Genomic DNA, 14,937 nt, shown 5'->3' on the forward strand with positions numbered 1-14,937 from the left:
CGTCCGGTCCCAGTTGACGACATGAAGTGCGGTTCAGGTCAAGGGGAGGAGGGACCGACGCCGGGGGACTCGACCAGCCGGGAGAGGACGATGGTGCTGCGGGACGAGGTGACGAAGGACTCGGCCCGCAGCCGCTCCAGTGCCTCCTCCAGGTGCGCGATGTCGGCGGCCCGCAGGTGCACGAGGGCGTCCGCCTCGCCGGAGACGGTGTACGCGCCGACGACCTCGGGATGCCGCCGCGCGGCGGCGCCGATCTGGGCGGGGGTGGTCCGGCCGGCACAGAACAGCTCGACGAACGCCTCGGTGGTCCAGCCGACGGCGGCCGGGTCGACGACCGCGGTGAAGCCGCGGATGACCCCCGCCGATCGGAGTCGGTCGACCCGGCGCTTGACGGCGGGGGCGGAGAGTGACACCCGCGTGCCGATGTCCGCGTACGAGGCGCGGGCATCCGCCACGAGCAACGCAATGATTCGCTGGTCGACCGCGTCTATCTGCAACGTTCCGCCTCTGGGAAGCAATGGTTGTGGCTGTTACCAAAGTTGTACCGTACCTACTCTTGGTGACCGTGAACCAGCAGCGAGTCCCGCGAAAGCGGACATATCTCATGTGCTCGCCCGAGCACTTCGCGGTCGAGTACGCGATCAACCCGTGGATGGATGTGACCGCCCCGGTCGACGCCGAGCTGGCGGTCAAGCAGTGGGACCGCCTGCGCGAGACCCTGGTCGGCCTCGGCCACGAGGTGCACCTGCTCACCCCCGGGCGGGGGCTGCCGGACATGGTCTTCGCCGCCAACGGCGCGTTCGTGGTGGACGGCACGGTCTACGGCGCCCAGTTCAAGCATGAGCAGCGGGCCGCCGAGGCCGCCGCGCACCGGGCGTTCTACGAGGAGAACGGCTGGCGGTTCATCGCGCCGAGCGAGACCAACGAGGGCGAGGGTGACTTCGCCTACCTGCCGGAGGCGTACGGCGGGCTGATCCTCGCCGGCCACGGGTTCCGCACCGAGCTGGCCGCGCACGCCGAGGCGCAGGAGGCGCTCCACCGGCCGGTGGTCTCGCTGCGCCTGGTCGACCCGCGCTTCTACCACCTGGACGTGGCGCTCGCCTCGATCGACGACGAGAACATCGTCTACTACCCGGGCGCCTTCTCGGCGGCCAGCCAGAAGGTGCTCACCCAGCTCTTCCCCGACGCGGTGGTCGCGGACGACGAGGACGCCCTGACCTTCGGACTCAACCTGGTCAGCGACGGGCTCAACGTCGTGCTGAACAGCGAGGCGACCCGGCTGGCCGGCAAGCTCAAGACGGCCGGCTACCACCCGGTCCCGGTCGAGCTGGCCGAGCTGAAGAAGGGCGGCGGCAGCGTGAAGTGCTGTATCGCCGAGCTGCGCCACTGACCGCACGGGAACGGGCGGTCTCCCCGAGGGGAGGCCGCCCGTTTCGCGTACGCGGGGTGGATCAGCCGAGCGTCGCCAGCTCGTTGATCACGACGTTGGCGAGCATCTGGCCGTCGAGCTGGACCCGGCGCAGGTACCACTTCTGCTGCGGGGTGCGCGACTGGTTGAACTGCCAGGCGCCGCGCGGGCTGTCGATCTGGCCGATCTTGCCGAGCGCCAGGTTGACCTGCTGCGGCGTCGGGTTGCCGCCGACCAGCCGGATCGCCTTGTTCAGCACCTGCGCGGCGTCGTACGAGGCCATCGCGTAGGTGGTGGGTGAGGCGTTGTAGGTCTTGCGGTACGCCGAGGCGAACACCCGGTTGGCGGTGTTGTTCAGGTCGGCCGAGTAGTTCAGCGCGGTCTCGATGCCGTACTTCTCGATCAGCCCCCGCTCCTCGCCCTTCTCGCCGTCGTCGAGCTGGCCGAGCACGGTGCCCTCGGTCAGGAACCCGGGCGCGTAGACGGGGCCGCGGTAGCCCTCGGCGTAGAGCTGCTTGACGAACTGCACGGCCTGCACCCCGAAGTAGTGGCAGAAGACCGCGTCGGGCGCGGGCCGCCGGTCCAGGGCCTTGCGGATCGAGCCCGTGTAGGCGCCCTTGCCGGGGTTGGGGTAGTCGGGGGTGAGGACCGGGTCATCGGTCAGCCGGCGGCCGCCCTGCTCGTAGCCGCGCCGGAGGCCGTCGATGACGTCCCGGCTGCTCTGGCCCTGGGTGCCGAAGATCGCGATCCGGCTGGACTCGTCCAGCTTGTCCCGCAGGTACTGCCCGAGCGCCTCGCCCGGCTCGTTCAGCACGTAGGAGGTCCGCCAGATGTAGACGACGCTCTGCAGGCTGATGGGGGAGGCGTTGGAGCCGACCAACGGCACCCGCGCCTGCTCCACGGCGTCCCGGATGCCGAGCATCACTGCGGAGCTGACCACGCCGGTGAGTGCCAGCACGCCCTCCTTGACCAGCCGGTCGACGGCGGCCTGGCCGGTCTTGGCGGTGTCGCCCTCCTCGGCCGGCACCAGCGTCACGGGGTGGCCGCCGAGTTGCCCCTCGTTGAGGGTGAGGAACATCTGGAACCCGTTGATGATCTCGTCGCCGATGACCTTGTTCGGCCCACTGCCGGGAACGATCAGACCAATCTTGATGGGGCTGCCGGGCTTCGCCTCGTCGGCGGTGTCGGTTCCGGAGCCACAGCCCGCCGCCAACCCGGTGGTACCCAGTGCGGCCAGCAGTTGTAGCGCCCGCCTGCGGTTCATCTGTGACACCAATTTCCTTCCCGATGGAGCGGCCAGGGTGCAACGCCCCCTCGGCGTTCTACCTGCTCCGCGACGCTGCGTCAATGCCGTGAAGATCATCGTGAAGCGACCGCAACGCGTCGACCACCTGCGGCCAGGCCGCCGAGTCCGGCGCGATCAGCCCGAAATGCTCGCATTTGGGCAGCTCAATCAGCGTGGCTGCACTGCCCGCAGCCCGGGCGGCCGCCACCCAGGACCGGCTGATGGCGATCGGGACCTGCTGGTCGAGAAGGCCATGCATGACTACTGTCCGTGGTTGTACCGGCACCAATGCCGATGGATCGGCGGCCGCGTACCGGTCCGGAAAGTCGGCCGGGCCGCCGCCGAGCAGCGCGGCCACCGCGCCGGAGTCCAGATCCAGCCGGTACGCCTCGGCGAGGTCCGCGACCGGCGCCAGCGCCAGCACACCGCCGACCGTGGTCGGGGCGTGCGCGGCGGCGTACAGCGCCAGGTGCCCGCCGGCCGAGTGGCCCACGACGATCGGTGGGGCGGACGCCACCAGGCCCGGCAGCGCGGCCGCGGCCAACCCGGGCAGCGCCGCCACCCCGGCCAGCACGTCGGTGAGCGTGTGCGGCCAGCCCCCGCCCGGCTGGCCGGTGCGCCGGTACTCGACCTGGGCGACCGGGTGGCCGAGCGCGGCCAGCGCCGCCGCCATCGGGCCGGTGTGGGTGCGGTCGTACTCGGCCCGCCAGAAACCGCCGTGCACCACGACCACCAGCCGGCGGGGCGGCCCGTCGCCCGCCGGCCGGCGCAGGTCGGCGCACTGGTCCGGGTGGTCGCCATAGGCGACGGTGGCGTCCGGCGGCGGGGCCGGCCGGGTCAGCACGGCGCGCGGGTCTGCGGGCATGACGGCGACGGTAGCGCGCCCCGGCCGGGTGGTACCCGGCCCGGCAGCCGGTCCGGGCGCGTGCGCGTGGTGGACGTGGGTAAAGATGGGTCCCATGACCGAAGCGCGCTTCGCCGGACAGGACGACGAACAGGGCAACGATGGCATCCCCGGCACCGTGGTGGTGGTCGGGCCGGACGGCCGGCCGGTCGGCACGGTGCAGACCGAGGAGGGCCAGGGCGAGGATCCGACCCGCCTGGTCGAGCAGCCCGCCAAGGTGATGCGGATCGGCAGCATGATCAAGCAGCTGCTGGAGGAGGTCAAGGCGGCACCCCTGGACGACGCCAGCCGGAACCGGATGCGGGAGATCCACGAGCGCTCGATCGTCGAGCTGAAGGAGGGCCTCGCCCCCGAGCTGCGCGAGGAGCTGGAACGGATCTCGCTGCCCTTCACCGAGGACCAGGCGCCCAGCGAGGGCGAGCTGCGGATCGCCCACGCCCAGCTGGTCGGCTGGCTGGAAGGGCTGTTCCACGGGATCCAGGCCGCGCTGGTCGCCCAGCAGATGGCCGCCCGCGTCCAGCTGGAGCAGATGCGCTCCGGCCGGCAGGCGCTGCCCAGCGGCCCGGGCGGCGGAATGGTGCCGGGCATGCCGGGCATGCCGCAGGGCAACGAGGGCCACACCCCCGGCCAGTACCTCTGACCGGCCGGCCGCTCAGGCCACCCCGAAGACCTGTTCGAGGTACGCGGCCACACCGTCCTCCGTGTTCGCCCCGGTGACCTCGTCGGCGATCGCCAGGACGGCCGGGTGGGCGTTGGCGACCGCCACCGCCCGCCCGGCCCAGGTCAGCATCGGCACGTCGTTCGGCATGTCGCCGAAGGCCAGCACGTCCCGCTCGTCGATGCCGAGTCGCGCCGCGTACCAGGCCAGGCCGGCCGCCTTGGTCACCCCGGCGGCGGAGATCTCCACCAGCCCGCTGTACGACGAGTGGGTCGCCTCGGCCAGCCCCTGCAGGGCGCCGGCCACCACCCGGACGAACACGTCCGGGTCCTGCTCACCGGCGCGGGCCAGCAGCTTCACCGCCGGGGCGGCGAGCAGCTCCTCGGGTGACTCGATGGCCCGGATCGCGTCGGCGTCGGCGTCCCAGCGCAGCGGGTAGTGCGCCTCGTGCCGCATCTGCCGGCTGTCCACGATCTCCACCGCGAAGCTCACGTCGGGCACCTCGGCGCGGAGCCGCCGGGCCACCTCGGCCAGCAGCTCGGGGGCGAGCGGATCGGCGCGGAGCACCTCGTCGGTGACCGGGTCGTACACCACCGCGCCGTTCGCGCAGATCGCCGGCAGCGGCTCGGCGAGCTGCTCGTACACGAGTTGGAGCCAGCGGATGGGGCGGCCGGTGACCAGCACGACCGGCGTGCCCGCCGCGGAGATCCGGGCCAGTACCCCCGCGGTGCGCGGGCTGAGCGTCCGGTCGTCCCGGAGCAGCGTGCCGTCGATGTCGGTCGCGACGAGCCGAGGTGCCTCTCCCATCACCGGGAGAGTAGTCGGTCCAGGTAGACCGCGACGCCGTCGTCGTCGTTGCGCAGGGTGATCTCGTCGGCCGCGGCCCGCACCTCCGGGTGCGCGTTGGCCACCGCCACGCGGCCCCAGCCGGCCCACTCGAACATCGGCAGGTCGTTCGGCTGGTCGCCGAAGACCAGCACCTCGGCCGGGTCGACGCCGAGCCGCTCGGCGACCACGCTGAGCCCGGTGGACTTGTCCACCCCGGGCGGGCAGATCTCGACGAAGCCGAGCCCGGCCTGGGTGAGCGTGGCCAGCCGGGCCGGGACGATCCGGCGGGCCGCCGCCAGCAGCTCGTCCACGTGGTGGTCGGCGGTCCGCGCGAACGCCTTGAGCACGTCGCCGGAGAGGCACTCCGCGCGGCTGCGCACCTCGAACCGGTCCTGGTAGGGCCAGCTCGGGTGGTAGTCGCCCCAGAGCGGCGCGTCGGGCTCGTCCGACGCCTCCACCATGACCGTGAGCGGACCGACGGCCGCCTCCAGGTCGGCCAGGATCCGGGCCAGCACGCTGCCCGACAGCCGCTCGTCGCGCAGCACCAGCGGCCCCGCCGGGTCGCTCTGGTCGACCACCCGGCCCCCGCCGGCCATCACGAGGAAGTCGGCGGCACGGATGTCGTTGCGGGTCAGCTCGGTCAGGCGGGGCCCCCGGCCGGTGGCGCCGACCACCGGGATCCCCGCGGCCCGCACCCGGTCAAGCACCTCGTGGGTGTACGCCGAGACGGTGTCGTCGCTGCGGACGAGCGTGCCGTCGAGGTCGGTGGCGATCAGCTTGGGCAGTCCCGGGCGGGTCATGGTTCCTCCTTCGCCCGCCGCCGTCGCGTCGGCCGTCCAGGTCCTCGGTGCCGTGGCCACCGGACGGCGGGCAGCAACCGTATCTCGCGGAACGGGTCCCAACCATGGCTTTTCGGCGAATCGGACACCAACCCGCGGCGGGCCGTCCGGTGTCCCGGACGGCCCGCTCCGCGGGGCGCACGCCGGGCGGTCCGGGGTCGGGGAACGGCCTGGTTGCCGCCCCGTCAGCGGGGCGGTTCGGGCCGGGCGAAGGGCGTCGTGGGCTGCACGCTCAGGTCCGCCGGGGCCGGCGGCAGCTCGTCGCCGGTCGCCCGGCGCCGGCCGCGGCCGGACCAGGCGTCCGGCTCCCCGTCACCCGGCTCCGCCCGGCGCTCGTCCACCCGGCCGGCCGGCGCGCCGCCGGCCCGGCCGGACAGGTGCAGCGCGGCGGCCAGCAGCACGGTGGCGAGGAAGGCGGTGACCAGGCCACGCCCGTGCTCCACCTGCAACCGCTGCTCGATCGGGAAGAAGAGGGCGCGGCGGCCCACCTCCTGCAGGGAGAAGGCGGTCGCGACGAGCACGGCCAGCAGGCCCGCCGCGAGGCCGAGACCGGCGATCCGGGCGTGCTGCCGCACCGCCGGCGCGCCGCGCAGCGCCAGGGCCACGGCGACCGCAAGGCCGAGCAGCCCCACGAGGTACGCCACCCCGAAGCCGCCCACCTCGGCGACCCCGCTCGGAAGCCGGACCGTGCTGCTCCCGTCCGGGCCCTCGTCGGGCACGGTCATCACCAGCCACTCGCCGATCAGCGAGGCGACCGCGGCCACCGCGCCGAGACCGGCGAGCACCGGCGGGAGGCGGTGGTCCCGGCCCAGGCCGGCGAGCGAGCGCCCGACGCGGCCGGGCGCAGCTGGTTCGGCGTCGCCCCACTCCACGACGGTCGTGTCGTCGGACCGGTTGTCCTGCCTGGGGACGGGGGGATCCTGGGACATCGGCCACCTTCCCGTACGCGGGCCTGCCCCGAATCATGACACGGCCGGCACGTGATGACGGGGACCACAAGGGCCACAGGCCGGTGCGGGCGCGGCCGCTTTCCGTTAGCGTCGGTGCCATGCCTATCCGTACCGCATCCGCTCGCTGGCAGGGCAACCTCACCGAGGGGTCCGGCACCGTCCACACCGGCAAGGGCGGCCTGACCGGCAACTACTCCTTCAAGTCCCGCTTCGAGGAGGGCGAGGGCACCAACCCCGAGGAGCTGATCGGCGCCGCGCACGCCAGCTGCTTCTCGATGGCCCTCTCCAAGCAGCTCGCCGACGCGGGCGCCACCGACACCTCGGTGGAGACCACCGCCAAGGTGCACTTCGACAAGACCGACGCGGGCATGACTGTGACCCGGATCGAGCTGGAGACCGTCGGTCAGGTCCCGGGCCTGGACGAGGCCGAGTTCACCAAGCTGGCCGAGGCGGCCAAGGAGAACTGCCCGATCTCCCGGCTGCTCTCCCCCGGCGCGCAGATCACGCTGAACGCCCGCCTGGGCTGACCGCCCCCGACACGGCAGGGGTGCCCGGCGGGCGCCCTTGCCGTGCCGCGTGCCGATCGTGAAGGGGTGACCGGGCCGCGTGGCCGTGGAGATGAGCCGGGAGCGGTTCGAGGAACTCGTCGGCGAGGCGCTCGACGAGGTGCCCGAGGAGTTGCTCGGGCTGATGAGCAACGTGGTCATCCTGGTCGAGGACGACCCGCCGCCGGGCGAGGACCTGCTCGGGCTCTACGAGGGGCACGCGCTCACCGAGCGGGGCTGGGACTACGCCGGCGTGCTGCCGGACCGCATCCTCATCTTCCGCAATCCCATCCTGGGGATCTGCGACACCGAGGACGACGTCGTGGACGAGGTCGCCGTGACGGTGGTGCACGAGATCGCCCACCACTTCGGCATCGACGACGAGCGCCTGCACGCCCTCGGCTGGGGCTGACCGGGCCCGCGGCGCGCCCCGCTCGGCCGATCCCCGCTGTTGCGCGGGTCCCCTAACCTCCGGTGCAGGCACATCCCGATGCAGGAGGAAAACCCATGCGCAGCGCGCTGTTCTCCGCGGAGAACCTTGAGAAGGAGTCCCAGCAGCCGGGCATGCGGCTGCAGAACTCCAAGATGCTGAAGATCGAGCTGAACGGCGAGGCGATGGCCCGCGTCGGGTCCATGGTCGCGTACCAGGGTCAGGTGCAGTTCCAGGCGCTCGGCTCCGGCGGCATCGGCAAGTTCATCAAGCAGCGGCTCACCGGTGAGGGCGTGCCGCTGATGAAGCTCTCCGGGCGCGGCGACGTCTTCCTCGCCGAGCTCGCCAAGGACGTGCACATCATCGACCTGGAGCCCGGCGACGCGCTGTCGATCAACGGTTCCAGCGTCCTGGCCTTCGACTCGACGCTCCAGTACGACATCAAGATGGTCGGCGGTGCCGGGATGGCGTCCTCGTCCGGCCTGTTCAACTGCGTCTTCACCGGCCACGGCCGGATCGCGATCACCACGAAGGGCACCCCGGTCGTGCTCAACGTCGACCAGCCCACCTACGTCGACCCGCAGGCCGCGGTCTGCTGGTCGGCCAACCTCCAGACCGGCTACCACCGCGCCGAGCAGCTCGGCCTGGGCACGCTGCTCGGCCGGAGCACCGGCGAGGCGTTCACGATGAGCTTCGCCGGCCAGGGCTTCGTCGTGGTCCAGCCCTCCGAGGAGCCGCCGGTGCAGGGCAGCGGCGCCCAGCAGCAGCAGGGCGGCCTGCTCGGCGGCCTGCTCCAGTGACCGCCCGGTGCGCGGGGCGCCCCCTCCGGGCGCCCCGGCACCGTCAGTTCAGCTCGCCCGCGCGCAGCCGGGACAGCCAGGCCGCCGCGTCCGCGTAGTCGCTGTCGGAGAGGCCGGCCGGCGCGGGGACCGGCCGGTCGCCCGCCGCCGGGTTCCAGCGGTGCCGGGGGTACGAGCCGAGGAAGCGGACGTCCGCGCAGACCCGTCGCAGCCCCTGCAACGCCTCGCCGAGGCGCACGTCGGCCACGTGGCCGGTGCAGTCGAGGAAGAACACGTAACGGCCGAGCGCCTCGCCGGTGGGACGGGACTCGATCCGGGTCAGGTTCACCCCGCGGGTGGCCAGCTCCGTGAGCACCGACAGCAGCGCGCCGACCCGGTCGTGCGCGATGTAGACCGCCAGCGAGGTCACGTCGTCGCCGGTCGGCGGCGGGGGCGGGCCGGGGCGGGAGACCAGCGCGAACCGGGTCACCGCGTCCGGGTGGTCGGCGATCTTGTCGGCGAGCACGGCCAGCCGGTGCCGGGTGGCGCCGATCGGGGCGCAGATGGCGGCGTCGTACTCGCCGTTCGCCGCGCCCGCCGCGGCGGCGCCGTTGGAGAGCACGTCGACCACCGTGGCGTCGGGCAGGTGGTCGCGCAGCCAGCCCCGGCACTGGGTGGACGCCTGCGGGTGGGCCGCCACGGTGCGCACGTCGGCCAGCGCGATCCCGGGGCGGGCGGCGAGCACGAACTCGACCGGCAGGATCACCTCACGGGTGATCACCAGGGGTTCCCCCTCGGCCAGCTCGTCCAGGGTCACCCCGACCGCGCCGCCGATCGAGTTCTCCATGGGCACCAGCGCCGCGTCGGCCTCGCCCGCCCGTACGGCGTCCAGCGCCTCGCCCACGCTGCGCGCCGGTGTCCGGCCACCTCGCTCGGCGGCCGGGACGGTGCGCAGTGCCTGCTCGGCGAAGGTGCCCTCGGGACCCAGGTAGACGAAGCGGGTCGGCGGTGTTCCCGGCATGTCGCCCAGACTACGCACCCGGGGTGCCGTCGCAGGCCAGGGTCCGGATGCCGGACGGGCCGGCGGCGCGCACCTCCACGCCGCACACGTCCGTGCCGGCGGTGACGAGTTCCAGCGCGGTGGGCCGGCCCCGGGTGACCACCTGGAGTTCCTCGTGCCCGCTCACCGCCAGCACGGTGTACTGCCAGCCCTCCGCGCAGAGCGGTCCCGTCCGCACCGTGACCCGGACGTCGCGGGGCAGCACCCGGGCCGAACCGCGCAGCAGGGCGACCACCCGGTCGCCGGACGGGCCGGATCGGCAGGGCGTGGCGGTCGGGTCCGGGGTCGACGCCGTGCGCGCCGGCCCGGTCGGGGTCACCGGCGCGGTCGGTGTCGCGCTCGGGGTGGGGGTGGCGGAGGCCGTCGGAGCGGCGGTCGCGGAGGCGGCCGGATCAGTCAGCTCGGGCGGTGCGCCGCAGCCGGCGAGGGCGAGCAGGGCGGCCAGCACCACCGGGAGTCGCCGGCGGGCGGGGTGGGGCGGGGTGCAGGGCACGGTGCGATCCTCGGCAGCGACGGATGTCGTCATGGCCGGACGGCCGAGCCCATCGTAGGAGGATCACCCGGGCGGGTGAAGTCACGTCCGGACCCGGTGGCCGGCCCGCTCCAGCGCGCCCGTCGCCTCGACCAGCCGCACGGCGGGCACCAGCAGGTGGTCGGTGTCGTACGTGGAGAAGGCCACCACGTCGACCCGGGCCCGGGCGAGCGGGTCGACAAGCGCGGCGAGGGTGCCGGTGACCGCCCCGTCGAGCGGGCCGACCAGCCGCAGGCAGCGCCATTCGGTCTCCACGTCCGCCCCGGTGGGGGCCCGCTCGGCGGGGCAGATCACCGAGACGCCGTCGGCGGCCCAGCTCACCGTCACCACGTCGCCGTCGCCCAGCTCGCCCCAGAGGTGCGGGGGCAGCACGGCGCCGGCCGGCAGGCGGCACACCGCGTACGCGCCCGGCAACAGAGCGACATCGAGCATGAGGGCACCCTACGGCCTCGGTATGGCTGTGCCCCAGCACCGCCCGGTGCGGCGATCGCCACACGTCCTCGCAGGTCAGACGGCTGAGAAGAAGGTGAGCGCGCCGGCCACCTGGCCGTCGCTGAGCACCGGCGTGGAGATGGCGTCGACCGTCGTGCCGGCGTCGGAGCCGGGCCCCTGCACCCGGAGCAGCCCTCGGGCCAGCCGGCCGGAGTGCAGCGCCAGCAGTGGCGGGATCTTGTCGGTCTCCTGCTCGGTCAGCTCGCTCGGGCTGGCGGTGAAGTCGACCAGACGCAGGCCGCCCTCCAGCAGCGGCCGGCCGATCACGTCCTCCGGGGCGCCGAGGCAGAGCAGGTCGCAGCCGGACGAGGAGATCGCCACCACGGTGGTGTCGGCGTCGATCAGCAGGCATGGCTCGGCGGCCCGCGAGACCATGCCGGACCACCGCCCGACGTTGTCGGACTCCTGCTCGGTCGGTGTCCCCGCCGGGGGCACGAACACTTCCGAGAGCGAGAGTTCGACGTGGGCCACCGCGCCTCCTATGTACACCGACGGTCTGTCCACGCTAGCCGGTCGTCACGACGACCGCCCGCACCGTGCGGCGTCTCCGGTGGCCGGAGCCGGGCGGGGGGTCCGGGGCTCGGCGGGGACCGGGGGACAGGTGTCGGTGCGACGGTGCCCGGTGTCGGGCGGCCGGCGACGGCGCGGGCCGACGGGACCACCGGGGCGGACCCGCGGACCGCGTGGCGTCGCCGCAGACGTTACCGGCGGGCGGCCCGCTTGTCAGCGGCCGTTCGGCCCTCGTCGTACCACCGGTAGTCGGCCGCTGGACGGTACGTGCCGTTGAGCCACGTCGACGGGGCCTGGGCGACCCGGGAGAGCTTCTCGGCGGTGGCCGGGCTGATCCGGTTGCCACCGGCGACGAGCAGGCGGTCCAGCTCCCGGTGGGTGGCCATCAGGCAGTCCTTCGGCAGGCCGTAGACGCTGATGACCCCGGAGCCGACGAAGGTCAGCACCGGGGTCACCGGGATCGGCAGGCCGACGGCGTCGGAGAGGGCCTTGCTGGCCCGCTTGGCGTCGCGGCGCGCCTCGGCCACATAGGGCGGACGCTTGCCGTTGATCTGCACGACGTCGCCGGCGACGAGCACCCGGGCCCGGCCGTGGTCGGCGATGGTGACCGCGAAGAGCCCGCTGGGCCCGATGGCGAGGAACCCGGCCCGCTCGTCCCGGGTGTGGTCGAGCAGGATGTCCGCGGCGTCGGTGCGGGGCCACTCGATGACGTGCCAGGCGGGCCCGAGGTGGTCGAGTTGACCGAGGGCCCGGGCCCCGGCCGCCTCCAACCGGCGGGCTCCCCGCTCGGCCCGCCGGCGGCGGGCCCACTCCAGCGGAGTCGGTCGGGCCGGTTCGAGCACCGAGGTGGTCTCGACCCGGGGGTGCGGCACCGAGACGGGCGGCAGTGCCCGGCTCGGTACGGCTCGGCGAGCGGGAAAGACAGTCATCGCGACCTCCGGCAAAAGGTCTCTCGAAGTTATGTCTCCACTACCCTACGTTGCACACCCCGGTCCTCGGCAAGTTGGAGCGCCGGAATGAGTGCGGATGAATGCCATATTCATTCACACTTCTTTTCTCGGATGGTGCTGAAGCCTGTCCTAGGCTGCGAAGGTGACCCACTACGTGGACAGCGAGGTCGGTCGCCTCGGCACGGTGCTGCTGCACCGCCCGGGGCCGGAACTCGCCCGCCTCACCCCACGCAACAACGACTCCTTGCTCTTCGACGCTATCCCATGGGTGGGCCGGGCGCAGGAGGAGCATGACGCCTTCGCGGCCGCCCTGCGGTCCCGCGGCGTCGAGGTGCTCTACCTGGCCACCCTGCTGGCCGAGACCCTCGCCGTGCCCGACGCGCGGGCCGAGCTGACCGAGCAGGTTCTCCGCTCACCCCGGCTGGGCGACACCCTGCGCCGCCGCGTGGCCGACCACCTCACGTACCTCGACCCGGCCGCGCTGGCCGACGTGTTCGTCGCCGGGCTCGCCCACGAGGAGCTGCGGATCGGCCCGGACCGCCCCGGCGGTCTGGTCTGGACGCTGATGGACCGGCACGACTTCATCGTCGACCCGCTGCCCAACCTGCTCTTCACCCGCGACTCGTCGGTCTGGATCGGGGACCGGGTCGGGGTGACCAGCCTGGCCATGCCGGCCCGCCGGCGGGAGACCACGCTGACCAACGCGATCTACCGCTACCACCCGCGGTTCGTCGGCACCGAGTTCGTCTACCACCAAGAGCTGGAGCACCTGGAGGGCGGCGACGTGCTGCTGCTCGCGCCGGGGGTGCTCGCCGTGGGGGTGGGCGAGCGGACCACGCCGGCCGGGGCGGAGCGGCTGGGCCGGCAGGTCTTCGCCGCCGGGCTGGCGCACACCATCCTGGTGGTGCCGATCGCCCAGGAACGGGCCACCATGCACCTCGACACGGTCTGCACGATGGTCGACGTCGACGCCGTGCTGATGTATCCGAACATCGCCAGCGAGCTCTCCGCGTACACCGTCATCGCCGGCGCGGACGGCGAGGACCCGCGGGTCGACGGCCCGGCGCCGTTCCTGCGGGCCGCCGCCGACGCCATGGACCTCGACCAGCTCCGGGTGATCGACACCGGGCTGGACCCGGTCACCGCGGAACGGGAGCAGTGGGACGACGGCAACAACACGCTCGCGCTCGCCCCCCGGCTCTGCGTGGGCTACGAGCGGAACGTGGAGACCAACGCCCAGCTCGAACGGGCCGGCATCGAGGTGATCGCCATCGCCGGGTCCGAGCTGGGCTCCGGGCGGGGTGGCCCCCGCTGCATGTCCTGCCCGCTGGTCCGCGAACCGCTGAGCCTCAGCGCAGGGTGAGCTGGCGGCCGAGCAGGCCCTGGCGGGCCCGGCGCCCGGCCGCGTCCAGCGGCTCCCGCTCCTCCAGCGCCTCGGCGTACCGCTTGGCGAACCCGGTCACCGGCTCCTCCCAGTCGGTGGCCGGGACGTCCTCGGGCAGGTCCCAGACCGGCACGAGGCGGCCGTGCGCCCGGAACATGCCGGCGAAGCGGGTGTCGTCGCCGAGGGTCAGCGTGCCGGCCACGCTCAGCCGGGACAGGGCGTCCAGCGCCACGTCCTCGTCGTCCGGCAGCACCCAGCGCACGTGCGCCTTCTCCGGCACCTGGCACCAGTACGCGGCCCGCGCCGCGGCCAGCTTCACGGTCGGGTAGATCGCCGCGTTGGCCCGCTCCAGGGACGCCTGCACGTTCGGGTCGTCGGCGGCGCCCGGGTCGAGCCAGAACTCGAAGCCGTCGTGCATGCTGATCTCCAGCGGCCCGTCCACCAGGATGTCCTGGAGGCGAGGGCCCGGCCCGGGCAGCGGCGGCACGCTCACCTGACCGCCCGGCTCGGTCCGCAGCGCGCAGAGCAGCGCGTCGGCCAGGTCCCGCGAGACGTCGCCGGACTGCTGGTGCCGCTGGAGGCCGATGAAGACCCGCCCGTCCGGCTTGGTCATCGCCGGGGCGGCCATCGGCAGCACGGTGGCCAGGGTGACCGGCCGGTCGCCGTGCTCCTCGACCAGCTCGGGGGTCAGCCGCAGCGGCGCGGAGGCGGCCGGGACCAGCTCGCGCAGGGCGATCCACTCCGGCTCGTCGACCAGGCCCTCGAACGGTCGGGGCACGAAGACGTCGCGCACCTTCTCCCGCTTCGGGGTGGCTTCGGCGGCCCGCTGGCTCTTTCGACGCTTGCTCACGGCGAGACAGCCTAGATGCCGGAGCGGACGGCCGTGGGCCGGACCCGCCTGCCCGGTCGCCTCAACCGGCCACGACCAGGTCCGGCCGGGTCGAGGCGGTCGGGTCGAACTCGGCCCAGACGCTCTGCCCGAGGCCGTCCCGCTCGACGCCCCAGCGGTCGGCCAGCCCGGAGACGATGTGCAGGCCGCGCCCGTCGACGGCGTCCGGGGTCGCGATCCGCATGAGCGGGCCCGTGGCGGAGCCGCCGTCGGTCACCCGGACCTGGACGGTCTGCCCACCGGCCACCGGCCGCAGCCGCCAGGCCACCCGGACGACGCCCCCGGGCAGCGGGTCGGCGTGCCGCACGGCGTTGCCGACCAGTTCGGCGAGGACGGCCACCAGGTCGGCCAGCAGGGTCGGGGGTACGACGTCGGCCAGCTCGTCGGCGAGTCGGTGCCGGGCCAGGCGCGCGCCGGTGGCGTGGTGGGGCACCACCACGCACCATGATCGTTCGGCCGAACCCGTCCCCACCGTCGTTCCTTCCCCACCCCTG

The 14,937-nt window shown here is 73.6% G+C and carries 19 protein-coding genes; 6 read left to right on the forward strand and 13 right to left on the reverse strand.

Features of this window, described 5'->3' with window-relative positions; genetic code table 11:
- Positions 1-38: 38 nt before the first annotated feature.
- A complete protein-coding gene (locus tag NFX44_RS19930; protein ID WP_262285061.1) occupies positions 39-497 on the reverse strand; it encodes an Lrp/AsnC family transcriptional regulator in 459 nt (152 codons plus the stop codon).
- Positions 498-556: 59 nt separating this feature from the next.
- Between NFX44_RS19930 and ddaH the strand changes: the two genes are divergently transcribed.
- A complete protein-coding gene (gene ddaH / locus NFX44_RS19935) occupies positions 557-1,390 on the forward strand; it encodes a dimethylargininase (RefSeq protein ID WP_369015320.1) in 834 nt (277 codons plus the stop codon).
- A gap of 61 nt (positions 1,391-1,451) precedes the next feature.
- On the opposite strand, the gene NFX44_RS19940 is transcribed toward ddaH, so the two are convergent.
- Complete coding sequence (locus NFX44_RS19940) at positions 1,452-2,681, reverse strand: ABC transporter substrate-binding protein (RefSeq protein WP_262285062.1); 1,230 nt, start codon at positions 2,679-2,681, stop codon at positions 1,452-1,454.
- A gap of 49 nt (positions 2,682-2,730) precedes the next feature.
- The gene (locus NFX44_RS19945; protein WP_262285063.1) at positions 2,731-3,558 is read right to left on the reverse strand and encodes a S9 family peptidase; all 828 of its coding nucleotides are present in this window, start codon (positions 3,556-3,558) and stop codon (positions 2,731-2,733) included.
- An 85-nt stretch (positions 3,559-3,643) separates the two neighbouring features.
- On the opposite strand from NFX44_RS19945, the gene NFX44_RS19950 reads away from it, so the two are divergent.
- Positions 3,644-4,237 (forward strand): bacterial proteasome activator family protein, encoded by a 594-nt coding sequence (locus tag NFX44_RS19950; RefSeq protein ID WP_262285064.1) that lies wholly within the window; start codon positions 3,644-3,646, stop codon positions 4,235-4,237.
- Between the two features lie 12 nt (positions 4,238-4,249).
- On the opposite strand, the gene NFX44_RS19955 is transcribed toward NFX44_RS19950, so the two are convergent.
- The 3 genes from NFX44_RS19955 to NFX44_RS19965 form a co-directional block, all read right to left on the reverse strand.
- Complete coding sequence (locus NFX44_RS19955; protein ID WP_262285065.1) at positions 4,250-5,062, reverse strand: HAD family hydrolase; 813 nt, start codon at positions 5,060-5,062, stop codon at positions 4,250-4,252.
- Positions 5,062-5,883, reverse strand: coding sequence for an HAD family hydrolase (locus tag NFX44_RS19960; protein WP_262285066.1), 822 nt, complete (start codon positions 5,881-5,883; stop codon positions 5,062-5,064). Before NFX44_RS19960 ends, NFX44_RS19955 begins: the two co-directional genes overlap by 1 nt.
- Positions 5,884-6,107: 224 nt before the next feature.
- Positions 6,108-6,851, reverse strand: a complete 744-nt coding sequence (locus NFX44_RS19965) for a hypothetical protein (protein ID WP_262285067.1) — start codon at positions 6,849-6,851, stop codon at positions 6,108-6,110.
- Between the two features lie 119 nt (positions 6,852-6,970).
- Between NFX44_RS19965 and NFX44_RS19970 the strand changes: the two genes are divergently transcribed.
- The 3 genes from NFX44_RS19970 (at position 6,971) to NFX44_RS19980 (ending at position 8,647) form a co-directional block, all read left to right on the forward strand.
- Positions 6,971-7,399: an OsmC family protein gene (locus NFX44_RS19970; protein WP_262285068.1), complete on the forward strand. Its 429-nt coding sequence runs from the start codon at positions 6,971-6,973 to the stop codon at positions 7,397-7,399.
- 85 nt (positions 7,400-7,484) lie between these two features.
- Entirely contained in the window at positions 7,485-7,829 is a 345-nt protein-coding gene (locus NFX44_RS19975; protein ID WP_262285176.1) for a metallopeptidase family protein, read from the forward strand.
- 95 nt (positions 7,830-7,924) lie between these two features.
- Positions 7,925-8,647 (forward strand): AIM24 family protein, encoded by a 723-nt coding sequence (locus NFX44_RS19980; protein WP_089011966.1) that lies wholly within the window; start codon positions 7,925-7,927, stop codon positions 8,645-8,647.
- 43 nt (positions 8,648-8,690) lie between these two features.
- On the opposite strand, the gene pheA is transcribed toward NFX44_RS19980, so the two are convergent.
- The 5 genes from pheA to NFX44_RS20005 form a co-directional block, all read right to left on the reverse strand.
- Positions 8,691-9,647, reverse strand: coding sequence for a prephenate dehydratase (gene pheA, locus NFX44_RS19985; RefSeq protein ID WP_262285069.1), 957 nt, complete (start codon positions 9,645-9,647; stop codon positions 8,691-8,693).
- Between the two features lie 10 nt (positions 9,648-9,657).
- Positions 9,658-10,212, reverse strand: coding sequence for a hypothetical protein (locus tag NFX44_RS19990; protein WP_262285070.1), 555 nt, complete (start codon positions 10,210-10,212; stop codon positions 9,658-9,660).
- A 48-nt stretch (positions 10,213-10,260) separates the two neighbouring features.
- Positions 10,261-10,650 (reverse strand): ACT domain-containing protein, encoded by a 390-nt coding sequence (locus NFX44_RS19995; RefSeq protein ID WP_262285071.1) that lies wholly within the window; start codon positions 10,648-10,650, stop codon positions 10,261-10,263.
- A 75-nt stretch (positions 10,651-10,725) separates the two neighbouring features.
- A complete protein-coding gene (locus NFX44_RS20000; protein WP_262285072.1) occupies positions 10,726-11,181 on the reverse strand; it encodes a PAS domain-containing protein in 456 nt (151 codons plus the stop codon).
- Between the two features lie 230 nt (positions 11,182-11,411).
- Positions 11,412-12,149, reverse strand: coding sequence for a hypothetical protein (locus NFX44_RS20005; protein WP_262285073.1), 738 nt, complete (start codon positions 12,147-12,149; stop codon positions 11,412-11,414).
- 163 nt (positions 12,150-12,312) lie between these two features.
- On the opposite strand from NFX44_RS20005, the gene NFX44_RS20010 reads away from it, so the two are divergent.
- Positions 12,313-13,533 carry an arginine deiminase gene (locus NFX44_RS20010; protein ID WP_262285074.1) on the forward strand — a complete coding sequence of 407 codons (1,221 nt, stop codon included), beginning with the start codon at positions 12,313-12,315 and terminating at the stop codon, positions 13,531-13,533.
- Here the strand turns inward: NFX44_RS20010 and NFX44_RS20015 are convergent.
- Together NFX44_RS20015 and NFX44_RS20020 are read right to left on the reverse strand one after the other, a co-directional pair.
- Entirely contained in the window at positions 13,520-14,404 is an 885-nt protein-coding gene (locus NFX44_RS20015) for a DUF5926 family protein (protein ID WP_262285075.1), read from the reverse strand. The genes NFX44_RS20010 and NFX44_RS20015 overlap by 14 nt on opposite strands.
- A gap of 61 nt (positions 14,405-14,465) precedes the next feature.
- The gene (locus NFX44_RS20020) at positions 14,466-14,882 is read right to left on the reverse strand and encodes an ATP-binding protein (protein WP_262285177.1); all 417 of its coding nucleotides are present in this window, start codon (positions 14,880-14,882) and stop codon (positions 14,466-14,468) included.
- Between the last annotated feature and the right edge of the window lie 55 nt (positions 14,883-14,937).

Source organism: Micromonospora sp. MA102 (assembly GCF_025460765.1).
In the GTDB taxonomy this organism is placed as follows: Bacteria; Actinomycetota; Actinomycetes; order Mycobacteriales; family Micromonosporaceae; genus Micromonospora; species Micromonospora halotolerans.

What these genes read in the sequence shown, in the direction of transcription:
- NFX44_RS19945 (WP_262285063.1), bottom strand. Translation starts at nt 3,558, where the DNA reads ATGCCCGCAGACCCGCGCGCCGTGCTGACCCGGCCGGCCCCGCCGCCG.
- NFX44_RS19950 (WP_262285064.1), top strand. Translation starts at nt 3,644, where the DNA reads ATGGGTCCCATGACCGAAGCGCGCTTCGCCGGACAGGACGACGAACAG.
- NFX44_RS19955 (WP_262285065.1), bottom strand. Translation starts at nt 5,062, where the DNA reads ATGGGAGAGGCACCTCGGCTCGTCGCGACCGACATCGACGGCACGCTG.
- NFX44_RS19960 (WP_262285066.1), bottom strand. Translation starts at nt 5,883, where the DNA reads ATGACCCGCCCGGGACTGCCCAAGCTGATCGCCACCGACCTCGACGGC.
- NFX44_RS19965 (WP_262285067.1), bottom strand. Translation starts at nt 6,851, where the DNA reads ATGTCCCAGGATCCCCCCGTCCCCAGGCAGGACAACCGGTCCGACGAC.
- NFX44_RS19970 (WP_262285068.1), top strand. Translation starts at nt 6,971, where the DNA reads ATGCCTATCCGTACCGCATCCGCTCGCTGGCAGGGCAACCTCACCGAG.
- NFX44_RS19980 (WP_089011966.1), top strand. Translation starts at nt 7,925, where the DNA reads ATGCGCAGCGCGCTGTTCTCCGCGGAGAACCTTGAGAAGGAGTCCCAG.
- pheA (WP_262285069.1), bottom strand. Translation starts at nt 9,647, where the DNA reads ATGCCGGGAACACCGCCGACCCGCTTCGTCTACCTGGGTCCCGAGGGC.
- NFX44_RS19990 (WP_262285070.1), bottom strand. Translation starts at nt 10,212, where the DNA reads ATGACGACATCCGTCGCTGCCGAGGATCGCACCGTGCCCTGCACCCCG.
- NFX44_RS19995 (WP_262285071.1), bottom strand. Translation starts at nt 10,650, where the DNA reads ATGCTCGATGTCGCTCTGTTGCCGGGCGCGTACGCGGTGTGCCGCCTG.
- NFX44_RS20005 (WP_262285073.1), bottom strand. Translation starts at nt 12,149, where the DNA reads ATGACTGTCTTTCCCGCTCGCCGAGCCGTACCGAGCCGGGCACTGCCG.